The organism is Streptomyces sp. NPDC102514, assembly GCF_055584525.1.
Genome location: NZ_JBVJLW010000013.1, coordinates 100,113 through 123,974, shown reverse-complemented (window position 1 = coordinate 123,974; position 23,862 = coordinate 100,113). Strand labels below are relative to the sequence as shown.

Sequence of the window (23,862 nt, the reverse complement as noted above, 5' to 3'; positions counted from 1 at the left end):
GCCGGCGCCTCCGCGCGGCGCCTGGAATTCCTGACATGAGTGGTGCGGGAACCTGTGCCCGTATTGCCGCGTTGGAGCATGATGGAGATCCGTGGAGACCCAGTCGTCGGGGGAGGTGCTCACGTGTCGTATCCGTCGCCGTGGCAGCCGGGGCAGGGGCAGGGGTGGAATCAGCCGCGTCCCTGGCAGGAGCAGCAGGCCGCCGGCCATTCGATGCTCGCGTCCACCGCCGACCGGGAGCGGGCCGTGGACGTGCTCAGAGCCGGATTCGGCGAGGGGCGGATGCAGCAGCCCGAGTTCGAGAAGCGGGTGGCGCGGGCCTACGCGGCCCGTACGGTGGGTGAGCTGGCCCTGCTGGTGTCCGACCTCCCGCAGGGGCCCGTACCGCTTCCTGCGGTCTCTGGGCCCGTGCCACGGACGTTCCTGCCCGTCTCCGTGCCGCCGAAGACGAACGAGAAGGCCGTCGGGGCGGCGATCTGCGGGGTGCTCTGTCTGGTGACCGTCGGGCTCACCGGGATTCCCGCGGTGATCCTGGGCCACAGCGCCCGCTCCGAGATGCGGCACACGGGCGAGGGTGGCGAAGGTCTCGCGCTCACGGGGCTGGTCTTCGGCTGGCTGTCCACCGCGGGCTGGGCACTGCTGGTGACCTTGCTGTTCGTCGCCGTGGTGACGTCCTGACGAAGATCGTGAAGAGGGCTGCGGCTTGGCATGGTCCGCTCAGGGATGCTAGTGCGGTCCATTTGTTTTGACCGCAGCCTATGAGGTAGGTACGCTCAGACCTTGTGCCTGGGGTGTGCCCTGGCTCCCGTGCGTGCCTTCAACCGCACTAGGGGAGTCATCACCGGCCACCGCAATCTGCGCCCCTCCCGCTTCGCGGCGGGAATCTGCAGTGTTCGACACACCCGACCGCGTGGGTCGGCGGTGTTCCAGGTTAGCTTCACCATTCGGCACACAGAAACCGGAGAAGTAGTGCCTACGATCCAGCAGCTGGTCCGGAAGGGCCGGCAGGACAAGGTCGAGAAGAACAAGACGCCCGCACTTGAGGGTTCGCCCCAGCGTCGCGGCGTCTGCACGCGTGTGTTCACGACCACCCCGAAGAAGCCGAACTCGGCCCTGCGTAAGGTCGCGCGTGTGCGTCTGACCAGCGGGATCGAGGTCACTGCTTACATTCCGGGTGAGGGACACAACCTGCAGGAGCACTCGATCGTGCTCGTGCGCGGCGGCCGTGTGAAGGACCTGCCCGGTGTTCGCTACAAGATCATCCGCGGTTCTCTCGACACCCAGGGTGTCAAGAACCGCAAGCAGGCCCGCAGCCGCTACGGCGCCAAGAAGGAGAAGTAGAAATGCCTCGTAAGGGCCCCGCCCCGAAGCGCCCGGTCATCATCGACCCGGTCTACGGTTCCCCTCTGGTGACCTCCCTGATCAACAAGGTGCTGCTGAACGGCAAGCGCTCCACCGCCGAGCGCATCGTCTACGGCGCCATGGAGGGCCTGCGCGAGAAGACCGGCAACGACCCGGTCATCACGCTCAAGCGCGCTCTGGAGAACATCAAGCCGACCCTCGAGGTCAAGTCCCGCCGAGTCGGCGGTGCGACGTACCAGGTCCCGATCGAGGTCAAGCCCGGTCGCGCCAGCACGCTCGCGCTGCGGTGGCTCGTCGGTTACTCCCGCGCCCGTCGCGAGAAGACCATGACCGAGCGTCTGCTCAACGAGCTTCTCGACGCCTCCAACGGCCTTGGTGCCGCTGTGAAGAAGCGCGAGGACACCCACAAGATGGCCGAGTCCAACAAGGCCTTCGCGCACTACCGCTGGTAGTCGCTACCCCCATCGAGACCGAGAGAAGACCGAAGCCTTATGGCTACCACTTCACTTGACCTGGCCAAGGTCCGCAACATCGGGATCATGGCTCACATCGACGCGGGCAAGACGACCACCACCGAGCGGATCCTCTTCTACACCGGCGTCAGCTACAAGATCGGTGAAGTCCACGACGGCGCCGCCACCATGGACTGGATGGAGCAGGAGCAGGAGCGTGGCATCACGATCACCTCTGCTGCCACCACCTGTCATTGGCCGCTTGAGGACAACGACTACACCATCAACATCATCGACACCCCCGGGCACGTGGACTTCACGGTCGAGGTGGAGCGTTCGCTCCGCGTCCTCGACGGTGCCGTCACGGTGTTCGACGGTGTCGCGGGCGTTGAGCCGCAGTCCGAGACGGTGTGGCGTCAGGCCGACCGCTACGGCGTGCCGCGCATCTGCTTCGTGAACAAGCTCGACCGGACCGGCGCGGAGTTCCACCGCTGCGTCGACATGATCAGCGGCCGCCTCGGCGCGCAGCCGATCGTCATGCAGCTCCCCATCGGTGCCGAGGCCGACTTCAAGGGTGTCGTCGACCTGGTCACCATGAAGGCGCTCGTGTGGTCCGCCGAGGCGGAGAAGGGCGAGATGTACGACGTGGTCGACATCCCGGCCACGCACGCCGAGGCTGCCGAGGAGTACCGCGGCAAGCTCGTCGAGACGGTCGCCGAGAACGACGACGAGATCATGGAGCTGTACCTGGAGGGCAAGGAGCCTTCCGTGGAGCAGCTGTACGCCGCGATCCGCCGCATCACCATCGCGTCCGGCAAGTCCGAGGGCACCACGGTCACCCCGGTGTTCTGTGGCACCGCGTTCAAGAACAAGGGCGTCCAGCCCCTGCTCGACGCGGTCGTGCGCTACCTGCCGACCCCGCTTGACGTCGAGGCCATCGAAGGCCACGACGTGAAGGACCCCGAGGTCGTCATCAAGCGCAAGCCGTCCGTGGACGAGCCGCTGTCCGCCCTCGCGTTCAAGATCATGAGCGACCCGCACCTGGGCAAGCTCACCTTCGTCCGGGTCTACTCGGGCCGCCTGGTGTCCGGCACTGCCGTGCTGAACTCCGTCAAGGGCAAGAAGGAGCGCATCGGCAAGATCTACCGCATGCACGCGAACAAGCGTGAGGAGATCGAGGCGGTGGGCGCCGGCGACATCGTCGCCGTGATGGGTCTGAAGCAGACCACCACCGGTGAGACGCTCTCCGACGACAAGAACCCGGTCATCCTGGAGTCCATGGACTTCCCGGCGCCGGTCATTCAGGTCGCCATCGAGCCCAAGTCCAAGGGTGACCAGGAGAAGCTGGGTGTAGCCATCCAGCGTCTCGCGGAGGAGGACCCCTCCTTCCAGGTTCACTCGGACGAGGAGACCGGCCAGACCATCATCGGTGGTATGGGCGAGCTGCACCTTGAGGTGCTGGTCGACCGTATGCGCCGTGAGTTCAAGGTCGAGGCCAACGTCGGTAAGCCGCAGGTCGCCTACCGTGAGACGATCCGCAAGGCCGTCGAGCGCGTGGACTACACCCACAAGAAGCAGACCGGTGGTACCGGTCAGTTCGCCAAGGTGCAGATCGCGATCGAGCCCATCACCGAGGCCGACGGCCCGGCGTACGAGTTCGTGAACAAGGTGACCGGTGGCCGTATCCCGCGGGAGTACATCCCGTCGGTGGACGCCGGTGCGCAGGAGGCCATGCAGTTCGGCATCCTCGCCGGGTACGAGATGACGGGTGTCCGCATCACGCTTCTCGACGGTGCCTACCACGAGGTCGACTCCTCCGAGCTGGCGTTCAAGATCGCCGGTTCGCAGGCCTTCAAGGAGGCTGCCCGCAAGGCCAGCCCCGTGCTCCTTGAGCCGATGATGGCCGTCGAGGTCACCACGCCCGAGGACTACATGGGCGAGGTCATCGGCGACATCAACTCCCGCCGTGGCCAGATCCAGGCCATGGAGGAGCGTGCCGGTGCCCGCGTCGTGAAGGGCCTCGTGCCCCTCTCGGAGATGTTCGGCTACGTCGGCGACCTCCGCAGCAAGACCTCGGGTCGCGCAAGCTACTCGATGCAGTTCGACTCCTACGCCGAGGTTCCCCGGAACGTCGCCGAGGAGATCATCGCGAAGGCCAAGGGCGAGTAACACACACCGTTTACACGCTTTAGGCTTGACACCGACCGCCCGGGTCGCGAACCGGCAGGGGACGAGAAATCGTCCCGGACCGGCGAGGACCTCGGCGGGCGGCATCCCAGCAAAGATCACCCTGGCGCCGATGAGTAAGGCGTACCAGAACCACTCCGCAGGAGGATTCAGTGGCGAAGGCAAAGTTCGAGCGGACTAAGCCGCACGTCAACATCGGCACCATCGGTCACATCGACCACGGTAAGACGACCCTCACGGCCGCCATTACCAAGGTGCTGCACGACGCGTACCCGGACCTGAACGAGGCCTCGGCCTTCGACCAGATCGACAAGGCTCCCGAAGAGCGCCAGCGCGGTATCACGATCTCGATCGCGCACGTCGAGTACCAGACCGAGACGCGTCACTACGCCCACGTCGACTGCCCCGGTCACGCGGACTACATCAAGAACATGATCACGGGTGCGGCGCAGATGGACGGCGCCATCCTCGTCGTCGCCGCGACGGACGGCCCGATGCCGCAGACCAAGGAGCACGTGCTCCTGGCCCGCCAGGTCGGCGTTCCGTACATCGTCGTCGCCCTGAACAAGGCCGACATGGTGGACGACGAGGAGATCCTGGAGCTCGTCGAGCTCGAGGTCCGTGAGCTCCTCTCCGAGTACGAGTTCCCGGGCGACGACCTTCCGGTCGTCAAGGTCTCGGCGCTCAAGGCTCTTGAGGGCGACGCCGAGTGGGGCAAGTCCGTCCTCGACCTGATGAAGGCCGTCGACGAGTCGATCCCGCAGCCCGAGCGTGACGTCGACAAGCCGTTCCTGATGCCGATCGAGGACGTCTTCACGATCACCGGCCGTGGCACCGTCGTCACCGGTCGTATCGAGCGTGGTGTCCTCAAGGTCAACGAGACCGTCGACATCGTCGGCATCAAGACCGAGAAGACCACCACCACGGTCACCGGCATCGAGATGTTCCGCAAGCTGCTCGACGAGGGCCAGGCCGGTGAGAACGTCGGTCTGCTCCTCCGTGGCATCAAGCGCGAGGACGTCGAGCGCGGCCAGGTCATCATCAAGCCGGGCTCGGTCACGCCCCACACCTCGTTCGAGGCGCAGGCGTACATCCTGTCCAAGGACGAGGGCGGCCGTCACACGCCGTTCTTCAACAACTACCGTCCCCAGTTCTACTTCCGCACGACGGACGTGACTGGTGTGGTGACCCTTCCCGAGGGCACCGAGATGGTCATGCCGGGCGACAACACTGAGATGACCGTTGAGCTCATCCAGCCCGTCGCCATGGAGGAGGGCCTCAAGTTCGCCATCCGTGAGGGTGGCCGGACCGTCGGCGCCGGCCAGGTCACCAAGATCAACAAGTAGTCTCGGCTGCTGGTTGGGCTTGAACGCCTGGTAGCTCCGCAGAGAACGCAGAGCTCCTGAAGGGGCCCGTGCGACTTCGGTCGTGCGGGCCCCTTTGCTGTGCCCGGCTCCGCGGTGCCCGGCGGGGCGTGCCGTGCGCGTCGAAATGATTCGTCACGAAAGTGTTCGGTGGTGACGACCCGTTCCCCTCAGGGGTCACTCCCGTCACCGTTTGTCATACCGCTGGGCGCATTCGGGATGGCAGGACGACAGGACGAGACGTTCGAGGGGTGAGGCATGTCCGGAGGAGTCAGCCGCAGAGCCGTTCTGGGAGCGGGGGCCGCGCTGCCCGCGCTGTCGGGGCTGTCCGGACTGTCGGGGGTCGCGCGGGCGGAGGGTGCGGTGCGGGCCGCCGCCGATACCGCTTCGGACCCGGGCGCGTACATCTCCTTCTCGCCGGAGCCCGGGGCCTTTCGGCTCGTCGGCGCCCCGGTCGTCGTCAGCGTGGACGATCACCCAGGAGTCGTACGGGTGGCCGGTGACCTGCGGGACGACATCGAGCGGGTCACGGGGGTGCGGCCGCGGGACTCGGTCGCACGCGAGGTGGTCCTGGTCGGGACGGTCGGGCGCAGTGCGCTCATCGACGGGCTGGTCGCGGCCGGGAAGCTCGACGTCGACGGGATCCGCGGCAGATGGGAGACCTCGCTGCAGACCGTGGTCGAACGGCCGATGCCCGGGGTGGAGCGGGCGTTCGTGATCGCCGGCAGCGACCAGCGCGGCACGATCTTCGGGGCGTACGACGTCTCGTACGGGATCGGGGTCTCGCCCTGGTACTGGTGGGACGGCGTGCGGCCGGTGCGGCGGAGCGAGGTGTACGTGCGGCGCGGGCGCTTCAGCCAGGGCACGCCGGCCGTGAAGTACCGGGGCGTCTTCGTCAACGACGAGAATCCGGCGCTGGGGACCTGGGCGCCCGGGTACTTCGGGCCGGGGAAGGCTCCCGGTCACCCCGGCGGCTTCACCGCGGACTTCTACGCGAAGGTTTTCGAGGTGCTGCTGCGGCTGAAGGCGAACTATCTGTGGCCGGCGGTGTGGGGGCGGGCGTTCGCGGAGGACGACCCGGAGAACCATGCGCGGGCTTCGGCGTACGGGATTGTCATGGGCACGTCTCATGAGGCGCCGATGATGCGGGGCATCGAGGAGTGGAACCGGCATGCCGTGCCGGCCGTGCGCGACAGCGCGGGGAACATCGTGACGCCGGGGCGGGACCCGTACGGCGGCACCGGCGAGTGGTCGTTCCGGCGGAACGCGGAGGCCGTCAAGGCGTACTGGCGTGACGGCATCGAGCGGATGGTCGACCAGGACTTCGAGGGGGTCGTCACCCTCGGTATGCGGGGCAACGGCGACACCAGCCTGCCGGACGGCGACGGCATCGAGCTGATGCGGGAGATCATCGCGACGCAGCGGGCGACCATCGAGGACGTCACCGGCCGGCCCGCCGCCGAGACCCCGCAGGTCTGGACGCTCTACAAGGAGGTCCAGCGGTACTGGGACCGCGGGCTGCGGGCGCCGGACGACGTGACCGTCGTACTGACGGACGACAACTGGGGCAACATCCGCAAGCATCCCGATCCGGGGGAGGGGGAGGGGGAGGGGGAGGGGGAGGGGGTGCGGGGTGGCGGTTACGGCCTGTACTACCACTTCGACTACGTCGGCGTCGGCCGCAACTACAAGTGGGTGGACACCACCTCGCTGCCGAACCTGTGGGACCAGCTCCACCAGGCCGCCGCGTACGGGAACCGGGAGCTGTGGGTCACCAACGTCGGCGATCTGAAGGGCAACGAGCTGCCGACGGAGTTCTTCCTCGACTACGCGTGGGACCCGGGGCGCCTGCCGCTGGAGGGGCTGGGGGAGTGGGAACGGCGGTACGCGCGGCAGAACTTCGGTGACGCGCACGGGCAGACGGCGGCGATCGCGTCCGTGCTCGCGGCGTACGGGCGGCTCCAGGCGCGGCGCAAACCCGAACTGCTGAACCGCCGGATCACGCTGGTGGACGGGCGGGTCGTGTACGACGACCGGCAGACGCCGTTCCACTTCGGCCACCGTGAACTGGAGCGGGTCACGCAGGAGTGGCGGCGGCTGGGCGAGGAGGCTGCGCGGATCGGCCGACGGCTGCCGGCCGCGGACCAGGACGCGTGGTTCGAGCTGGTCGGGTACGAGGTGGCGGCGACGGCCAACCTGTACGGGCTGCGGGCGGCGGAGTTCACGAACCTGCTGTACGCCGGGCAGGGCCGGGCCGCGACGAACGGTCTCGCGGCCGAGGCGGAGGCGGGGCTCGCCCGGGACCTCGCGCTCGCCGAACGCTTCAACGCGCGGGTGGCGGGCGGCAAATGGCGGGGCTTCCAGACCCAGCCGCACATCGGGTACGGGGATGTGGAGCGCTACGGCCCGAACGCGCCCTGGCAGCAGCCCGAGCGGGACAACGTGGCACTGCCGGACGAGATCTTCCCGGCGGTACGGCGGATCGAGGTGCCGGCGGGGGCGGGGATGGGGGTGGCTCTGGACAGGGTGGACGGGGTGGAGGGGTGGTGGCCCGGGGGTGGCGCGGGCCCAGCCGAGTTGCCGACCTTCAGTCCGTACCAGACGCGGCCCGACCAGTACATCGAGGTGTTCAACCGGGGGCGTACGGCCTTCGACTACCGGATCACGCCGTCCGTGCCGTGGCTCGTGGTCGACCGGCCGCGGGGGCGGGTCCAGGAGCAGATACGGGCCGTGCTGACGGTGGACTGGGAGAAGGCTCCGCGGGGGCGGACGGAGGCGTCGGTGACCGTGGAGGGGGCGGGGGAGGTGGTCGAGGTCGGGGTGATCGCGGAGCAGCCGTCGGTCCGTGTGGCGCGCGGGCTGCGGGGCTTCGTGGAGGCGGGCGGTTACGTCGCCGTCGACGCCGAGCACTTCGCGCGCTCGGTGGGGGCGTGGCGGCGTATCGACGGGATCGGGCGTACGGGGGCGGGGGTGACGCCGTGGCCGGTGACGGCTCCCGGATGGACCCCGTCCCCGGGGAGTTCGTCACCGCGGCTGGAATACGAGGTGAGTCTGCTGTCGGCAGGGGCGGTGACCGTGTGGGCGTACCTGTCGCCGCGGAATCCGGCGCTGGCGACGGGCGCCGGGCTGCGGTACGGGATCTCGTTCGACGGGGACGCGCCACAGATCGTCGACATCCACGCGGCGACCGGGGCCGACGACGGGCTGATGAACATGGAGTGGGCCCGCAACACATCGGACAACGTCAACCGCACGTCTTCGCGCCACATGATCAGGGCGGCGGGGGTGCACCGGTTGAAGTTCTGGGCGGTCGATCCGACGGTGGTGGTGCAGCGGTTGGTGATCGACACGGGTGGGTTGACGCCGACGTATCTGGGGCCTCGGGAGAGCCGGTGCCTGCCTTGAGCCCGCCTGTCAGGGCTGGTGGCCGTTGTCCTTGATCGACTGCTCGATCGTGTAGGCGGTCGTGGTGAACGCCTCGATCTGTTCCGCCGTCAGCTCGCGGACGGAGATCTCCTCCAGGGTTCGCCACATCTCGGTGATGGGGGCGCGCAGGGCGCGGCCGGCGTCGGTCAGGCGGACGACCAGGACGCGCCGGTCGTGGGCGGACGGCTCCCGGGTGAGGAGCCCGGCCTCCTGCATGCGGCGCAGCGACTTGGAAACGGTGGAGTGGTCGAGGCCGACGCCTTCCAGGAGTTCGGACTGGGTCTGCTCGTCGCGGTCGAAGAGCTGCATCAGGAGCAGTTCCTGCCCGGGATGCAGGTTCATGGCGCGGAGCATGGTGGCGGCGTGGCCGCGGTGGGTGCGGGCGAGTACGAAGATGGCGTAGCTGAGGCTTCCGTCGCGTGCCGCGGTCGGGGGGGTGGGGTTGGTCATTGTTGTTCCTTGGGTGCGGGTCGGTGGGGGTGGGCCCAAAGGATTGCGCAGTTCCCCGCGCCCCTTGGTTGTCCGGGGGTGCGGGTCGGTGGGGGGCCTACAGGATTGCGCAGTTCCCCGCGCCCCTGGGGGGTGGGGCTGGCCCCGGATGTTCTGCTGCGGGTCCGGTGGGGGCTGGTCGCGCCGTTCCCCGCGCCCCTAGGGGGTGTGGGTGTGAGGTTTGGCTGTGGGGTGGTGGGGGCTTGTTCCAGGACCCGTAAGGGGCGCGGGGAACTGCGCGGCCCGCCCCCACCGGGCCCGCACCCGAAATCCAAGGGTGCGTTGCCCTCGTGGGTGTCGCTGCACCGGAGGGTCAGGCGACTGTGAGGACCAGTTTTCCGCGGCCGTGGCCGCCGTCGCTGACCTCTTGCGCCTTGGCCGCTTCGGCGAGCGGGTACGTCGTGCCGACCGTGACGGTCAGGTCGCCGTCGGCGGCCTGGCGGGCGAGTTCGGCGAGGCGGGTGGCCGAGCGGCGCTGGGGGCCCTCGGCGAAGACGATGCCGAGTTCGCGGGCCCGGAAGTCGGCGGTGGTGACGACCCGCTCGGTACCGCCGCGCAGGGTGATGGAGTCCTCCAGCGCGCCCTTGCCCGCGGCGTCGAAGACCGCGTCCACGCCGTTCGGGGCGAGCGCGCGGACCCGCTCGACCAGGCCGTCCCCGTAGACGAGTGCGGTGGCGCCGAGCGAGGTGAGGTACTCCTGGTTGTTCGGGCCGGCGGTGCCGATGACGTGGGCGCCGCGGGCGACGGCGAGCTGCACGGCGATGGTGCCGAGGGCGCCGGACGCGCCGTGGATCAGCAGCGTCTCGCCGGGCTTGACGTCGAGGAGGTCCAGGACCCGCTCGGCGCCGTCGCTCGCCACGGGCAGTGCGGCTGCCTGCGTCCAGTCCAGGGCGGCGGGCTTGGGGGCGAGGACGGTCGCGTCGGCCAGCGCGTACTGGGCGTAGGAGCCGGTGTCGGACCAGCCCAGTACCTCGTCGCCGACCTTGAAGGTGTCGACGCCTTCGCCGAGGGCGTCGATGATTCCGGCGATCTCGCCGCCGGGGACGGCGGGCAGGGTGGTGGGGAAGATGGCTTCCATGGTCCCGGAGCGGATCTTTCCGTCCACGGGGTTCACGCCCACGGCCCGGACCTGGACGCGGACCTGGCCGGGCCCCGGCTGGGGCACCTCGATCTCGGCCTCGTGCAGAACCTCGGTGCCGCCGAACGCGTCGAAAACGATGGCCTTCATGACTGATGTCTCCTTCGGTGAGCCGGTCTTGCGACCGCCGACCACATTTGTGTGGCCAGCCACATAAAAAGTAGCACCGATTATGTGGCTAGCCAAGTAGTTGGTGGAGGGGCGCTCTGGAGCTGGGGATGTTCCGGTGCTGCCGTCAGTCCTTGACGGGGTATCGCGGCAGGTCGGCCGTCGAGATGGTCCACTCGGCGATCGTGACGTCCTCGCCGTAGAGGAAGTCCTTGCGGGTCGCGTAGCGGGGGCCGTCGGGGGTGGGGTGGATGTCGGAGAGGACGGAACCCTCTCCCGTGCGAGGATCGAAGATCACGTACACGGGGATGCCGAGCAGGGGGTAGTCGCGCACCTTGCCGACCCAGTCGTTGCCGGGATTTGAGCGGCTGACCACTTCGATGGCGGCGATGAGTGTGCGGGGGTCGAAGGAGCCGTCGCCTTCCATGTCCTCCATGGCGATCACCATCACGTCGGGGTGGCGCATGATGCCTTGGGGCTCGGCCTCCACGTCGGGCTCTCCCGTGTGGGCAACCAGTTCTTCCGGCATGACCTTCTCAAGGCGCTTCCGGAGATGCAGCACGGTGAGTTCGTGCTGCTTCACGGGCGACATCATGTCGTGGACGATCCCTTCCTTGGTGATCTCGAATTTCCCGGGGAGCGTGTCGTCCATCGACTCAAGGAATTCGCGCATTGCCCGGTAACGGTGGTGAGCGCCGGGTCGTGTGTCGTCCGAGGCGATGGTCATGGCGCTCGCTCCTCGTGCTGGGTGCCGGGGGGTAAGGATCGTCCCCTTCATGCTAGGTGGCCTCCTGGGGATTGGATCGGCAGTCACGGCAGCGGTGTCCTGGTTCCTGTGAGCGGAAGGCGCGGTCGCAGCCGTCGCAGTTCCGCAGGGGGAAGGGGCGTTCGGATGGTGCGGTCCTGGTTGTCGCGATGGTGGGGAGCGGTGGTGGGAGCAGCTCCGTGAGGCGGTGGGCCAGGAGGCCGGCCGGATGACGGAACGGGCCCTCGGGCAGGCCTGCCGTCAGGGTCCGGCGTACGGCTTCGGGGGTGGCGCCGCGGTCCAGCCAGGCGGTGACCGCGGGGGCGAGATGCTGCACGACTCGCTCGGGGAGGAGCAGGCGGGGGTCGTCGCGGTGCAGGCTCGCGAGGAGGGTGGCGGCCGGGTGGTGGAGGGGCGCGGGAGGGGGTGCGGCTGGTGGCGTGGCGGGCGGCGGAGTCCTGACGTCCGGTTGTACGGGGGCCGTGGCGGGCGCTGGCGCGGGCGCAGGTCTCGGCGGAGGGGTGGGGCGAGGGGTGGGGCGGGGCTCCCGGACCGGGATCTCGTTGGCCCCCGGCTGGTTGTACGACACCGTCCGGGTGACGAGGTGCCCGCTCGGCAGGCGGTGGCGGGTGCGGGCCAGATATCCGTGGGCCTCCAACTCCCGCAGGGCCGAGGCGATTCGCGTCTCGCCCTCGGGGAAGCGGTCCGTCAGCGTCCTGATGTCGACGCGGGCACCGGTGGGCAGCGACTGAATGTGGACGCCGAGCCCGATCGCGAGCCCCGACAGCTGCGGGTGCTGGGCGAGGTGGTTGCCGATCACCGTGAAGCGGGCGGTGTGGCGGACTTTGACGTGCGTGACGCCTCGCGGATGCTGCTGCGCAAACTGATGCGGAATCCGGGGCCGGGCGCACGGGGGCGCGCTAAGGTGCTGCGTATCCATGGGGAAGGTCTCTTCTTCCTCGGTGGTCAGGCCCTCGATCGGGAGTCCAGTCCCGGCCGGGGGCCGTCGCATGTTCTGGGGTCTGTTCGGGCGAGCATATGACCGACAACCAGTCGGAAATCCAGCTGAGTTGCGGATTGTCACCCTTGTGGGCGATGCGGGTTCGCGGTGCTGACGAGAGGCCGAACCGGGTCAGGTGAGAGCCGGGCGGGGCTGGGTTTGGTGGGTTCTCTCCCTGAGTTCTTGAAAAGCATTTGATGCCGGGCAGTATCGGTCGGTCGTTTACCGGGACGGTGGAATCCGGGGGCCGGTGGGGGCGGGTCCGGAGCCGGCGGGCTTCAGCGCCGGCGTCAGTGCTGATGACGGTGCCGGATGCGGTACGAAGTTGATCTCGGCCCAGACCGTCTTGCGCGGGGGGCTGCCGGGCATGACGCCCCAACGGTCGGAAAGCGCCTCCACGATGACGAGTCCGCGCCCCGACTCGTCGGCGGGGCCCGGGTGTTGCGGGCCGAGGGTCCGACGGTCGCCGCGGGTGTCGGTCACCTCGATACGGAGGGTGCCGCCGATCACGTACAGCGTGAGGCGGAAGTCGCGGCCGGGGACGCGACCGTGCGTGACGGCGTTGGCGGCCAGCTCGGCCACGATGTGCTCCGCGCGGTCGGGGTCCAACGGCAGCTCCCAGGCGCGGACTTGCTCGGTCGTGAACCGCCGGGCGAGACGGGCGCCGCGGGGTGTCGCTGACAGGAGCAGGCTGAAGCTGCGGACGGTTTCTTGATTCACGTCACACAGCGTGGCCACCCGTGTCTACTCTGAACTGGGGTTACGACTGTGCGTATCGGGACTGTCACTCTGTGGTCCCGATCTGTCCTGTCTGTCTCGGGTGTCGTACGGGTGCGGGTGGGTGTTGGAGGTGGGTGGAGATGAGCAGCGGTGAGGGCGTGGATGAGGCGGGCTGGGCGACCGAGCCCGGGGACGAGATGGCGCCGATGATCGAAGTGGTGGGCAGCCTCATCAGGTTCCATCGCGAAGCCGCCGGGATGCGTACGGCCGACTTCGGCGAGGCGATGGGATACGGCGAGGACCTGATCCGCAAGGTGGAGCGCGGGGCGCGGATTCCCAGGGCTGATTTTCTGCGCAGGGCGGATGAGGTGCTGGGCGCAGGCGGGGCGCTCGCGGCTATGCGGCGGCACGTGGAGCAGGCCCGGTATCCGAAGAAGCTGCGGCAACTGGCGCAGATGGAGGAACGGGCAGCCGAGATGCTGTTGTACAGCAACCACCACATCCATGGGTTGTTGCAGACGAAGGAGTACGCCGAAGCGATTTTCGGGGTGCGGCGGCCCGCGCACTCCCAGGCCGCGTTGGAGCAGGCAGTGGAAGCCCGGATGGCACGGCAGTCCGTCTTCGACCGGGACCCGGCTCCCGATCTCAGCTTCGTTCAGGAACAGGTGACTCTCGAACGTCCCGTCGGGGGGACAATCGTTCTGCGGCGGCAGCTGGAACGCCTGCTGGAAGTGGCGCAGTTGCCACATGTGGAATTTCAGGTAATGCCGACCGCTTGGTGGGATCACCCTGGGCTGAACGGCCCGATCGAGCTGTTGAAATTCGAGGACGGCACGGCGGTTGGGCGTTCCGACGGGGCGTTCAACGGCCGTCCGACCTCCGACCCAAGGCAGCTCAGGGTCCTCGAACTGCGGTATGGAATCATCCGGGCGCAGGCTCTCTCGCCCGGGGAGTCGGTGGCCTTCGTCGAGCGAGCGCTTGGAGAGTGATGAGCACCTCGAACCTCCGCTGGTTCAAGAGCAGTTACAGCAGTGGTCCTGAAGTGGACGACTGCGTGGAGATAGCCAAAGCCCCCGCCGCCGTCCACGTTCGTGACTCCAAGAACCCTGCCGGGGCGCGGCTCACCCTCAGCCCTGCCGCATGGGCGTCGTTCGTGGCACCCCTGGCGCCGGGCCACTAGCCGGGCTCGGGGGCCGGTTCACTGCATGTTCTGCACATGCGGATGGCCGGGCGCGACCGTACACACGTACAGCTGCAAGTTGTAGCTGCGGCCGATGTTCAGCTGGGTCGCGCAGGACGGGCCGCGGTAGTGCAGCCCCGTATAGCCGGCGTCCTCCACAGGACGCCAACTCCCGTTGCCGCCGTCCCATTCGCTGCCGTCGATCGTGAGCAGGGGCCGCACGGCCGAGCCGCACTCGGGGCAGGCCATGGGGAACGGGTCGCTGAAGCTCCAGGGGGCGTGGCCGCCGAGCTTGCAGCCCGGGGCGACGCTGAGGTCGTACTGATAGCCGATGACGTCGACGTCATCCAGTTCATCCCCATCCTCAGGCTCTTCCGGGGTCTGCTCCTCCTCCCAGGCCTCGACGCGGTCCGCCAGGTCCTCGGGCAGTTCGTGCGGGGCCGGGTACTCGGTGACCGTCTCGGGGTGGAGTACGCAGGGCTCGGGGAGGTAGTCGTCGTTGCCGATCACCGAGGGCTGCGGGGCGGTGGTGAGGGGGTCGGTCACGTCGGCGGAGGCACGCCAGCGGAGCGTGACCGCGGGGAGGTGGTCCGCGGCGTGGTCGAAGGGGCACCACAGGACCTGGAGCAGATCGGTACCGGCCGGGCAGGGCAGCGCGGGGACGTCGGCGGCGTACAGCTGGACCACGGGGGATCATGGGGGCCGGGCCGTCCTGGGATATCCGGTTCCGGCCGGAGATCGAGGCGCGGTCGACGATCACCTGCTCCTCAGGGGTGAGGAGATCGGCGCCCTCGGCGCGTGGCCGGTCCCAGGCTTCGTCGAGGATGCGCCGCCTCAGCCGTACGTCGTCGGGGGCGACACCGCGGTGCGAGGGTCCGGCGTGATCCGGGCAGGTGGGCCACGGTTCGTCAGCCGGCCAGAGAAGAGGACCGCCGATCGAACTGTCGGCAGCGGCCGGCGCACCGGCACGCGGGTGCAGCCGTACGGCGGTACGGGCCATCGGCGCCAACTCGGGGAAGAGGGCGACGATGTCGAGGGGGCGGGGTGGGGTGGTGCGGGGCATGGGGGAGAGGCTATGTGTGCACGCAGGCGCAAGGTGAAGGTGGGGCACGTCCGATGGCTGATGGGGCGCGGGCGGCGGCGTACACCTGGTCCGCCGAGGGGGATAAAAACGCTGTGACCGCGGAGTTTCACATGAAGCTGGACGAAGGAATGCTCGGCTATTTCCGCGAGATAGTGGACGAAATGGCGAGGCGGTTCGGTATCTCCCGCGCGGAGGCGGTGGCGAGGATCAATGAGAGGTACGGAGGAACGGAGATAGCTCCGTACCCCGATCTCATGTGCCATGAGCTTCCGGAGTTCTGGGCCTACGGCCCGTACTACTACCCCGACGACGCCGGACGCCTTCCGACGGGAGACGCGAGCGCGGACGTGGGCATCGACGTGACGCGCCTGCGGATCCGCCCCCGGCCGCCCGAGGATTCGCCCGCGTGGACTCTCCGCGGGGACGTTCAGGGCGGGGGAGAGGGATGAGCAGAACTGTCGAGTACCGGCTCCGGGGCACCCGCTCGCAGGGCGGTCTGGCCGCGGACTTGACGGCGGAGCATCGCCTGCCCGGCACCGGTGCGGCGGGCTGCCTGCAGATCTACCGCAACGTATCGCTGGCGCTTCCGAACGGCACCCATTGGCGCGACGCCGCATGGCTCGCCTTCGGGCTCTCGGCGCACTCCGCCGACCTGTCCTCCGCACATCCCGACGGCCTCCTCGTCGAGGTCGCCGCGCTCACCTTCCCCCTCGCCCACTACCGGTCCGAGGTGGCGGCGCTGGCGATGGACGCCTGGCTGCGCGACGAATTCGCCCTCCCTGATCGAGGCCTGCGCGCCGCTCTCGACGAGGGGACCGGGACATGGTGCTTCCAATGGGGAGGACACCTTGATCCCTTTTCGGACGGGCCCTGACTGGTCGGTGGTGGAGGGAGAAGGCGGACCATGACGCCCAAGTGTGCGTACTGGTGGATGCGGGCCGCGGATGCGGCCGAGGGCGCGTGGAAGGAGGCTGTGCGCCGGAGACGTGGCAGATGGGAATGACCGGGTGGGCAACGAGCTCAGTTTCAACGAGGACGTGATGTTGGGCGGGGCATGGCCAGGAGGTCGAGGACGGCCGGCGGGTCCTGTGCCGGCACGGTCGGTGTCGATCGGCATCGGGAGGAGGGGACATGGCGGCCGGGTGGGACTGGGACGGTGACGAGAGCCTGCTCCGCTTCGACGACCCCGTCGAGTGGGACGCGGCGTACGAACGCGGAGAGGACTCACTGGGCTCCGCCGCGATCGGCCTGGCCTTCAACTGCTCGCTGGCCGAGGCGTCACCTCGGATCGTCAGGGCGATGCAGCTGCCGGACATCGGCCAACGCGGCTTCGCCTTCACCGCGGCAGGCACCGCGGCCCGGCTCAACGGCGAACTGACACCAGAGCTGTACGCCGCGCTGCGGGCGGAGGGCCACGGCCGCAGGAGCATGGCCGAGAACGCCATCGACGACACCCTCGACTACGTACCGTTCCGGCAACTCCCACCGTGGTTCAAGTGGCAGATGGTCCGGATGACCGTGCAGAACAAGCTGGAGTACTGGTGGATGCTGACCACGGACGCGGTCGGCGACGCGCGGCAGTTCCTGCGTGGTCGTCGCTCCTGAGAACAAGGCGCGCGATGGCACGGTCGGCGGGGGTAGGCGTGACGGGGGTTGCGTGATGGCGGCTGTGGAGGCGCGGTAGGTGACGGAAGAGCGGACACGACGGGACTGGTCCCCGCAGACCGAGGACGTGCTGCGTCGTGCGGGCTGGCGTCCCGGACGGACGGTGCCGACGTCGACCTGGGAAGCGGTCCTGAGCGAACGCGGGGCCTTCGTGGCTCATGACGCCGCGCGCCGGTTCCTCGCCGAGTTCGGTGGTCTGGTGACGTACGGCTGGCCCGCCGATTCGATCACCACTTCGTCGTCCGTCCGGTTCGACCCGCTGGCGGCCGCGTGGCAGGACGAGCGGTTCGCGCGGGCGAGCCGGGAAGTAGGGGCGCTGCTCTATCCAGTGGGCACGGCGGACGAAGGTGCCGGCTTCCTGGGGATCACCGAAGAGGGCGCACTGCACCTGCTTCGGGACCGGGCGGAACCGCTTGCGACGACCATCGACCAGGCGCTGGACCGGTTGGTCATGCTGCAAGGGGCGCAGGCAGCCCTGTGGACGCCCGACGTGCCGGCGGACCCCCCTCCGTTCTGGCGGAGGTTCGACAGTGCGGAGGCCGGCGAGGACGCCGGGGTGCGCTGGTCGGCAGAGACGGATCGGGTGCTGCGGGCAGGAGGCTGGTGTCCGGGCCGGGCAATTCCCACGGACACCTGGGGAAGCGCCCTTCCGCAGAGCGGTGAGTACGAGATCCACGATGCCGCGCGCCGGTTTCTGGCGGAGTTCGGTGCGGTGGGTGTGCCCTACCGCGATTCCCTGGATGCCATGTCATGGATGGAGTTCCGGCTCGATCCGGTGCTGGCGTTCTGGGACGCGGAGATCATCGAGGATCTGGCCGAGCAGGCGGGTGTCGACAGCCTCTACCCCGTCGGCATGCGTGACCGCGGGAACCAGTACCTGGCCATGGCGGCGGACGGGGCTGTGTATGCCGGCATGGACAGCGTCTGGCTGCTGGCACCCACGCCCGACGAGGCGGTGCAGCGGCTCACGCGGCGGCTGGGCGACCACTGACGGGCTGAACGGCCGACCTTCACGCCGAACGCCTGTGCCTAGTAAATTCGCTGCTGCGTATGTGTGGTTGACGGGGTTGGTGCGACGGGGGTTGCGTGATGGCGGGGTATCGGCCGACGGACTGGCATGTGCTGGATCTGGAGAAGGATCCGACGCCTGGGGATCCGGTCCGGGTGAAGTCGTTGGCCAAGAGCCTGCACGACTTCGCCGACGACGTGCAGGACGCGTTGCGGTTGGTGAATGGGATGGCGGGCGAGGATGCCGTCCTGACGATGGTGGGGAAGACCGCGGAGGTGTTCCGGGACGAGTTTTCCGGGGTGCCGAAGAATCTCAAGAAGCTGAAGAAGTCGTACGACCTGGCGGGGGATGCGCTGGCGGCGTACTGGCCCGAGCTTGAGCGCGCCCAGACGCTGGCCGACAAGGCCCTCGTCAAGGGGCGGGACGCGCAGGCTGATCTGTCGTCCGCCAAGTCCAAGTTGTCGTCGGCTGATTCGTGGGTGACGCGGGCGAACAAGGAAGCGGACAAGTACAAGGACGATCCGACCGGCGGCAAGGACGTCGACAAGCCTGATGAGGCGAAGGTGCGGGCCGCCACCCGTGACGCCCAGAGCGCGAAGGACGCGCACACGGCCGCTCAGTCGGATGTGACCTCCGCGCAGAGTGCGCTGGATGCGGCGAAGAAGATGGCCGCGGATGCGCGTCAGATGCGTGAGGACGCCGCCGGGGAAGCCAAGCGCAAGCTCGATGATGCTTCCGACGCGGGGATTCAGAACCGTAAGTGGTACGAGGAGGTCGGTGACTGGTTCGTCGACAACTGGGACACCATCGTCACCGTCTGCAAAGTGGTCGTCGCTGTTCTCGGGATCATCGCCCTCATCATCGGGGGGCCGATTCTCGGTGCGATCGTGCTCATTGCCGCGCTGATCGTTCTCGCGGACACGCTCAATAAATATATGAAGGGGCAGGCGTCCCTGTGGGATGTGGCGTTCGCCGCCCTTGACTGCATTCCGGGGATGAAGGGGCTGACCACCCTTGGTGGGCTCGCCAAGGGGCTCAAGGGGCTCAAGAGTTTGAACGGGCTGAAGGCCGGGTTGAAGGGCATGGCCCTGGGTCTGCGCGGTCTGGGCAAGTCAGCCCGTGGTGCCCTCGCCGACGGAGCGAAGGGAGCTTACAACCGGCTGAAGAGCGTCATCCGGATCAAGGGCAGTGACCCGGTGGACATGGCAACCGGAGGGATGTTCCTGCCGCAGACAGACGCGAACCTGCCGGGCACCCTGCCACTTGTCCTCACTCGCAGGGTCGCCTCCGATTATCGCGCGGGATGGTGGTTCGGGCCCACCTGGGCTTCCACCCTCGACCAGCGTCTGGAGGTCGACGACGACGGCATCGTTCTGGTCACCGAGGACGGAATGCTCCTCGCGTATCCGCTTCCCACTGTGTTCGGGGGCGCCGTCACCCCCGAGTCGGGCCCCAGATGGCTCCTGACACGGTTGGGGAACGGCGGCTACTGCGTCGACGATCCGATCACCGGACACGCACGCCACTTCGCTGAGCCGACGGACGGCATCGCTCCGATCACCCGCCTCGTCGACCGCAACGGTAATGCGATCACCTTCGACTATGACGAGCACGGCACCCCACAGGCCATTCGGCACTCCGGCGGCTACCACCTCGGACTCACCGTGGATGAGGGGCGCATCACAGCCCTGATGCTCGACGGCGGGAACGACGACGGCTCGGACGCAGTACTCAAGCGCTACCGCTATACCGACGGCAATCTCACCGAGACGATCAACTCGTCCGGTCGTCCTCTGCGGTTCACCTACGACGACAGGCTGCGTGTCACGTCCTGGACCGACACCAACGACAGTCGGTACGAGTACTCCTACGACGACCGTGACCGTTGTATCGCCGAGGGGGGTGAGGCCGGCCACATCACCATCACTCTCGACTACGACGGAACAGACTCGGCCTGGTCCGACTGCCGTATCACCACTTTGACGACTGCCGAAGGTGCCGTCACCCGATTCGTCGTCAACGACAACAGCCAAGTGATCGCCGAAGTCGATCCGCTCGGGCACACCACGCGCACCACGTATGACGAGCGACATCAGGAGGTGTCCGTCACCGACGCTCTCGGTCGCTCCACGTACTACGCCCGCAACGAGCTGGACCAGCCCCTCAGCATCACGTATCCGGACAAGGCTACGGCCCGATTCACCTACGACGCGCACGGCAACCCGACCGTGGTGGTCCACGCCGACGGGAGCACGTGGCGACGGAGGTACGACGACAGGGGCAACTGCGTCGCTGTCACCGGGCCAGGCGGCGCCACGGTGACCTACACCCACGGCGACGACGGTCGGCTGACATCGGTCACCGACCCCACGGGGAACACAACACGGATCGAGACCAACGCGGCAGGCCTGGTCACTGCCCTCGCGGATCCATGGGGCGGACATGAGTGGCGCCGGTACGACCCCTTCGGTCGTGTCTGCGCGGTCGGAGACACGGCCGGCAGCGAGGCCCGTCTCTGGTGGTCGACGGAAGGACGGGTCACACGGTGGCTCGGCCCGAACAGCGCCGAGCAGACGTGGGAGTACGACGGGGAAGGCAACTGCCTCCGGCACACGGATGTTGGCGGAGGCGTCAGCGTTTACGAATACACACACTTCGACCTGCTCGCGGCCAGGACAGGACCGGACGGCGGGCGGTACGAGTACGAACACGACGCTTCCCTGCGCCTGACCCAGGTCAAGAACCCACAAGGACTGACCTGGACATACCGCTATGAACCGGCCGGACACATTGCGGCGGAGACCGACTTCGACGGTCGGACTATGCGGTACGAATACGACCAGAGCGGTCAGGTGGTTGCCAGGACGAATGTTCTGGGGCAAAAGATCACATATGGGCGTGATGTGCTGGGCCAGGTGGTTTCGAAGAACGCCGATGGTGCCGTGACGCGGTATGAGCGGGATGCCATGGGGCGCCTGCTGCGAGCCGCGGGACCGGATTCCTCGGTACGTCTGGAGCGGGACCAGCTGGGCCGAATCGTCGGTGAGCGCGCGGACGACCGTCTGCTGGCTTTCGAGTACGACGATCTCGGTCGCCGGACTCGGCGAGTGACTCCGACGGGCGCGGTGTCGACGTACGCCTATGACGTGCAGGGGCGACGCAGCGCCTTGACCGCTTCTGAGTGCACCCTTCACTTTGCTCATGACGTCATCGGGCGTGAGACCTCCCGTACGGTGGACGAATTTTTGACGGTCACCAGTCAGTGGGACGCATCCGGCTCGTTGATGGCGCAAACGGCCAATACGCCACAAGGGCCGCTGCAGAGTCGGCGGTACACCTACCGGACCGACGGACATGTCACCGACTTGGACGACCTGTTGAACGGGCGTCGGCACATCTCCCTGGACGCCGGGGGCAGGGTCACCGCGGTCAGTGCGGGCAGCTGGCAGGAGTCGTACGCGTATGACAGCGCCGGCAACCAGGCCGATGCCTCCTGGCCCGACACCCACCCGGGCAAGGAGGCCAAGGGAAGGCGTTCCTACGAGGGCACTCGCCTGACCTCTGCCGGGAACGTGCGCTACGAGTACGACGCGGCGGGCCGCATGGTGGCTCGCCGCAGGACCCGCCTCTCGCGCAGACCCGAGACGTGGCGATACACGTGGGACGCCGAGGACCGGTTGACCTCCGCGACCACGCCCGACGGAGCCGTCTGGCGCTATCGGTATGACGTCTTCGGGCGTCGGGTCGCGAAGCAGCGGCTCAGTGCGGACAGCAGGTCCGTCACGGAGGAGACTCGCTTCACCTGGGACGGTGGCACGCTCGCCGAGCAGGTGACCACTGGCGAGGACCTGCCTCGCCCGGTGGCTCTGACCTGGGACTACGACGGACTGCACCCGGTCGCCCAGACTGAACGCCTGCTGGACGCGGCAACGCAGGAAGAGATCGACTCCCGGTTCTTCGCCATCATCACCGACCTGGTCGGCACCCCGACGGAATTGGTGGACCAGAGCGGAGACGTCGCATGGCGGGCGCGCTCAACACTGTGGGGCAGTACGGCGTGGCCGGCGGCAAGCACCACGTACACGCCGCTTCGTTTCCCCGGGCAGTACCACGACAGTGAGACGGGACTGCACTACAACCAACACCGCTACTACGACCCCGACGGCGGACGCTACGTCACCCCTGACCCTCTCGGGATGAGTGTGGCGCCGCATCCCACGGCCTATGTACCCAACCCCTGGACGGCCACGGATCCGCTGGGCCTGGCGCCGTATGAAGTCTTCTACCGGGTGATGTCGGAGAAGGAGTTCTCCAGGCTCGGTCCCAGGGGAGCGATCACCCCCCGAGGTGAGAACTTCGTGACACAAGAGGTTGACTATGTGACCGGAATCGCGGACCGATTCGCCAGGCGTGGCGGTAGAAACGCCCAGAAATATACACACCTGGTGCGTTATGAAGTTCAGCCGGGAACCAGGGATGCACTCATTGCCGCAGGAAGAGGGTCGGGTGACAATATCGCCGCCATCCGTGAATCGTTCGGTATCCACCTGGACGAGATCGGAGAAAGCGTTGACTTCGTCCACGTGAAGATGGAGCGAGGTGGGCTGAACTTTGGACTCCGCGAAAATTCAGCCGATGTATTCAACTCAAATATCTTGAGAATGACGCACGAATTGCTCTAGTCGAGCGAAGAACGAGAAAAGGGAACAGGGTAAATGTCAGGTGACGCGGCCGCAGAGGACGCCCTGATGCAGCGAGTGGATTCGCTCATCGGCTCGGGATATGTGGGACGAGGGAAAGCCGTAGAAGTCGAAGACGCAGTTCCGGAGGCACGCGCCCGTATCCTCGGCTGGCTGCGGCTCTCGTCCGAAGCGGGGGACTGGCGCCGGTTCGAACGGCAGGCGGGTGTCGCGGTTCACCTCCACCCCGAGGGACTCGCCACGATCCTGGCACCCATACTCGCTTCGCGCGCACCAGGCGTGAACTCGGAGGATCTGGTCGACATGCTCGGCGAGCTGCGGGCTCCCGAGGGCGTGGAGCCGATCAGCTCTCTCGTACGGGAGCGCAAGGACACGGACGGGCCCTTCTACGCTCTGTGCATCAAGGGCGTGCAGGCGCTGGCCGGGATCGGTACCCCGGAAGCGCTGCGCTTTCTGGAAGGCATCGCCAGAAGTGCCCAGGGGGAGTGGCCGGACCCACTGAGATGGCATGCGGCGGAGGAGTTGGGCATCGAGGACGAGCTCGGCTTCGACGAGGACGCGATGCTGGGCGGGCCATAGCCCGGAGGCCGACGCGACTTCGCCTTCACCCATGGCAGGTCAAGCTGGAGGACTTGAGGGGGTGGGCTGGGTGGATGGCGACGTGGGACATCGGCGGGCCGAGAGGCGTGCGGCGTACGACGTGTTCCGGGCCGCGCCGGAGAGCAAGGCCGTGTGGGACGAGCTGCCGGAGGCGGTCCGCACGGCGATCGCTCGATGTGACGCGGAGCGGCTGGTGGTGGAGCGGTCGCGGGTGGCGCCGGAGCTGCGGGAGAAGATCACGGCTCCCGTGTACTTGGTGGCGGAGCGGTTCGCCTCCTGGGAACGCGTGGTGCGCCGGATGGAACCCGGCTGGTCGAGCGAGGACTTCTATCCGGTCAGCGCGTACAGCAACGACCTGGACTCCCGTGACTCGTTGGACGAGGTCATGCGAGGGCTGCCCGAGGAGGCGCGTGCGGGTGCGCTCGGCCGGCTGCTGGAGCGGCTGGACGCACGGTTCCGAGCCGCGAGCGTGCCGGACCCGGACGGCTCCCTGCGGCCCTGGGTGCGCCCGGCGAAGGAGAAGCCCGAGGCCGAACTCGCGGAGTGGTGGAAACGCAGGCCCGCGCGTGAGCCCTGGGACTGATCTCCGGCAACGCCTCAGGGACTCTTCGCGCCGAACGCCTGTGCCTAGTA

General features: G+C 68.0%; 21 protein-coding genes. 15 read left to right on the top strand and 6 right to left on the bottom strand.

Annotation, left to right across the window (positions count from 1 at the left end; all coding sequences use genetic code 11):
• The first annotated feature begins 123 nt into the window (after positions 1 to 123).
• The 6 genes from ACZ60E_RS29665 (at position 124) to ACZ60E_RS29640 (ending at position 8,770) form a co-directional block, all read left to right on the top strand.
• Positions 124 to 678 carry a DUF1707 and DUF4190 domain-containing protein gene (locus ACZ60E_RS29665; RefSeq protein ID WP_384801194.1) on the top strand — a complete coding sequence of 185 codons (555 nt, stop codon included), beginning with the start codon at positions 124 to 126 and terminating at the stop codon, positions 676 to 678.
• Positions 679 to 969: 291 nt separating this feature from the next.
• Entirely contained in the window at positions 970 to 1,341 is a 372-nt protein-coding gene (rpsL, locus tag ACZ60E_RS29660; RefSeq protein ID WP_003948652.1) for a 30S ribosomal protein S12, read from the top strand.
• 2 nt (positions 1,342 to 1,343) lie between these two features.
• Positions 1,344 to 1,814 (top strand): 30S ribosomal protein S7, encoded by a 471-nt coding sequence (rpsG, locus tag ACZ60E_RS29655; RefSeq protein ID WP_081218873.1) that lies wholly within the window; start codon positions 1,344 to 1,346, stop codon positions 1,812 to 1,814.
• 39 nt (positions 1,815 to 1,853) lie between these two features.
• Positions 1,854 to 3,983 (top strand): elongation factor G, encoded by a 2,130-nt coding sequence (fusA, locus tag ACZ60E_RS29650; RefSeq protein ID WP_107020990.1) that lies wholly within the window; start codon positions 1,854 to 1,856, stop codon positions 3,981 to 3,983.
• 170 nt (positions 3,984 to 4,153) lie between these two features.
• Positions 4,154 to 5,347 (top strand): elongation factor Tu, encoded by a 1,194-nt coding sequence (gene tuf / locus ACZ60E_RS29645; protein ID WP_107020991.1) that lies wholly within the window; start codon positions 4,154 to 4,156, stop codon positions 5,345 to 5,347.
• Between the two features lie 276 nt (positions 5,348 to 5,623).
• Positions 5,624 to 8,770: a glycosyl hydrolase 115 family protein gene (locus tag ACZ60E_RS29640; protein WP_469444398.1), complete on the top strand. Its 3,147-nt coding sequence runs from the start codon at positions 5,624 to 5,626 to the stop codon at positions 8,768 to 8,770.
• A 9-nt stretch (positions 8,771 to 8,779) separates the two neighbouring features.
• Here the strand turns inward: ACZ60E_RS29640 and ACZ60E_RS29635 are convergent, their stop codons facing one another.
• The 5 genes from ACZ60E_RS29635 to ACZ60E_RS29615 all read right to left on the bottom strand — a co-directional run bounded on the left by ACZ60E_RS29635 (position 8,780) and on the right by ACZ60E_RS29615 (position 12,991).
• Positions 8,780 to 9,241: a MarR family winged helix-turn-helix transcriptional regulator gene (locus tag ACZ60E_RS29635; RefSeq protein WP_453791358.1), complete on the bottom strand. Its 462-nt coding sequence runs from the start codon at positions 9,239 to 9,241 to the stop codon at positions 8,780 to 8,782.
• Positions 9,242 to 9,593: 352 nt separating this feature from the next.
• On the bottom strand, positions 9,594 to 10,508 hold the full coding sequence (locus tag ACZ60E_RS29630; RefSeq protein ID WP_469444397.1) for an NADP-dependent oxidoreductase: 915 nt from the start codon (positions 10,506 to 10,508) through the stop codon (positions 9,594 to 9,596).
• A gap of 145 nt (positions 10,509 to 10,653) precedes the next feature.
• On the bottom strand, positions 10,654 to 11,253 hold the full coding sequence (locus ACZ60E_RS29625) for a Uma2 family endonuclease (RefSeq protein WP_469444396.1): 600 nt from the start codon (positions 11,251 to 11,253) through the stop codon (positions 10,654 to 10,656).
• A 52-nt stretch (positions 11,254 to 11,305) separates the two neighbouring features.
• A complete protein-coding gene (locus tag ACZ60E_RS29620) occupies positions 11,306 to 12,211 on the bottom strand; it encodes a helix-turn-helix domain-containing protein (RefSeq protein ID WP_469444394.1) in 906 nt (301 codons plus the stop codon).
• 282 nt (positions 12,212 to 12,493) lie between these two features.
• Positions 12,494 to 12,991 (bottom strand): ATP-binding protein, encoded by a 498-nt coding sequence (locus ACZ60E_RS29615; protein WP_469444392.1) that lies wholly within the window; start codon positions 12,989 to 12,991, stop codon positions 12,494 to 12,496.
• Positions 12,992 to 13,131: 140 nt separating this feature from the next.
• On the opposite strand from ACZ60E_RS29615, the gene ACZ60E_RS29610 reads away from it, so the two are divergent.
• Positions 13,132 to 13,980, top strand: a complete 849-nt coding sequence (locus ACZ60E_RS29610; protein ID WP_469444390.1) for a helix-turn-helix domain-containing protein — start codon at positions 13,132 to 13,134, stop codon at positions 13,978 to 13,980.
• Positions 13,980 to 14,171, top strand: coding sequence for a DUF397 domain-containing protein (locus tag ACZ60E_RS29605; protein ID WP_453791352.1), 192 nt, complete (start codon positions 13,980 to 13,982; stop codon positions 14,169 to 14,171). The genes ACZ60E_RS29610 and ACZ60E_RS29605 overlap by 1 nt, the downstream gene beginning before the upstream one ends.
• 18 nt (positions 14,172 to 14,189) lie before the next feature.
• On the opposite strand, the gene ACZ60E_RS29600 is transcribed toward ACZ60E_RS29605, so the two are convergent.
• A complete protein-coding gene (locus tag ACZ60E_RS29600) occupies positions 14,190 to 14,858 on the bottom strand; it encodes a hypothetical protein (RefSeq protein WP_469444388.1) in 669 nt (222 codons plus the stop codon).
• A 429-nt stretch (positions 14,859 to 15,287) separates the two neighbouring features.
• Between ACZ60E_RS29600 and ACZ60E_RS29595 the strand changes: the two genes are divergently transcribed.
• From ACZ60E_RS29595 to ACZ60E_RS29565, 7 genes are all read left to right on the top strand, one after another.
• Positions 15,288 to 15,704 carry a hypothetical protein gene (locus ACZ60E_RS29595; protein WP_469444386.1) on the top strand — a complete coding sequence of 139 codons (417 nt, stop codon included), beginning with the start codon at positions 15,288 to 15,290 and terminating at the stop codon, positions 15,702 to 15,704.
• Complete coding sequence (locus tag ACZ60E_RS29590) at positions 15,701 to 16,129, top strand: hypothetical protein (protein WP_469444384.1); 429 nt, start codon at positions 15,701 to 15,703, stop codon at positions 16,127 to 16,129. The genes ACZ60E_RS29595 and ACZ60E_RS29590 overlap by 4 nt, the downstream gene beginning before the upstream one ends.
• A 257-nt stretch (positions 16,130 to 16,386) precedes the next feature.
• On the top strand, positions 16,387 to 16,860 hold the full coding sequence (locus ACZ60E_RS29585; protein ID WP_469444382.1) for a hypothetical protein: 474 nt from the start codon (positions 16,387 to 16,389) through the stop codon (positions 16,858 to 16,860).
• A gap of 79 nt (positions 16,861 to 16,939) precedes the next feature.
• A complete protein-coding gene (locus ACZ60E_RS29580; RefSeq protein WP_469444380.1) occupies positions 16,940 to 17,911 on the top strand; it encodes an SUKH-3 domain-containing protein in 972 nt (323 codons plus the stop codon).
• A 98-nt stretch (positions 17,912 to 18,009) separates the two neighbouring features.
• Positions 18,010 to 22,611 (top strand): DUF6531 domain-containing protein, encoded by a 4,602-nt coding sequence (locus tag ACZ60E_RS29575; RefSeq protein WP_469444378.1) that lies wholly within the window; start codon positions 18,010 to 18,012, stop codon positions 22,609 to 22,611.
• Positions 22,612 to 22,677: 66 nt separating this feature from the next.
• Positions 22,678 to 23,208, top strand: a complete 531-nt coding sequence (locus ACZ60E_RS29570) for a hypothetical protein (protein WP_469444377.1) — start codon at positions 22,678 to 22,680, stop codon at positions 23,206 to 23,208.
• Between the two features lie 82 nt (positions 23,209 to 23,290).
• On the top strand, positions 23,291 to 23,812 hold the full coding sequence (locus ACZ60E_RS29565) for a hypothetical protein (protein WP_469444375.1): 522 nt from the start codon (positions 23,291 to 23,293) through the stop codon (positions 23,810 to 23,812).
• The last annotated feature ends 50 nt before the right edge of the window (positions 23,813 to 23,862 follow it).

Bases quoted from the DNA above. Each gene is read 5' to 3' on its own strand.
- rpsG (WP_081218873.1), top strand. From the start codon at position 1,344: ATGCCTCGTAAGGGCCCCGCCCCGAAGCGCCCGGTCATCATCGACCCG.
- fusA (WP_107020990.1), top strand. From the start codon at position 1,854: ATGGCTACCACTTCACTTGACCTGGCCAAGGTCCGCAACATCGGGATC.
- ACZ60E_RS29640 (WP_469444398.1), top strand. From the start codon at position 5,624: ATGTCCGGAGGAGTCAGCCGCAGAGCCGTTCTGGGAGCGGGGGCCGCG.
- ACZ60E_RS29635 (WP_453791358.1), bottom strand. From the start codon at position 9,241: ATGACCAACCCCACCCCCCCGACCGCGGCACGCGACGGAAGCCTCAGC.
- ACZ60E_RS29630 (WP_469444397.1), bottom strand. From the start codon at position 10,508: ATGAAGGCCATCGTTTTCGACGCGTTCGGCGGCACCGAGGTTCTGCAC.
- ACZ60E_RS29625 (WP_469444396.1), bottom strand. From the start codon at position 11,253: ATGACCATCGCCTCGGACGACACACGACCCGGCGCTCACCACCGTTAC.
- ACZ60E_RS29620 (WP_469444394.1), bottom strand. From the start codon at position 12,211: ATGGATACGCAGCACCTTAGCGCGCCCCCGTGCGCCCGGCCCCGGATT.
- ACZ60E_RS29610 (WP_469444390.1), top strand. From the start codon at position 13,132: ATGAGCAGCGGTGAGGGCGTGGATGAGGCGGGCTGGGCGACCGAGCCC.
- ACZ60E_RS29605 (WP_453791352.1), top strand. From the start codon at position 13,980: ATGAGCACCTCGAACCTCCGCTGGTTCAAGAGCAGTTACAGCAGTGGT.
- ACZ60E_RS29595 (WP_469444386.1), top strand. From the start codon at position 15,288: ATGGCTGATGGGGCGCGGGCGGCGGCGTACACCTGGTCCGCCGAGGGG.
- ACZ60E_RS29590 (WP_469444384.1), top strand. From the start codon at position 15,701: ATGAGCAGAACTGTCGAGTACCGGCTCCGGGGCACCCGCTCGCAGGGC.
- ACZ60E_RS29585 (WP_469444382.1), top strand. From the start codon at position 16,387: ATGGCGGCCGGGTGGGACTGGGACGGTGACGAGAGCCTGCTCCGCTTC.
- ACZ60E_RS29575 (WP_469444378.1), top strand. From the start codon at position 18,010: ATGGCGGGGTATCGGCCGACGGACTGGCATGTGCTGGATCTGGAGAAG.
- ACZ60E_RS29570 (WP_469444377.1), top strand. From the start codon at position 22,678: ATGCAGCGAGTGGATTCGCTCATCGGCTCGGGATATGTGGGACGAGGG.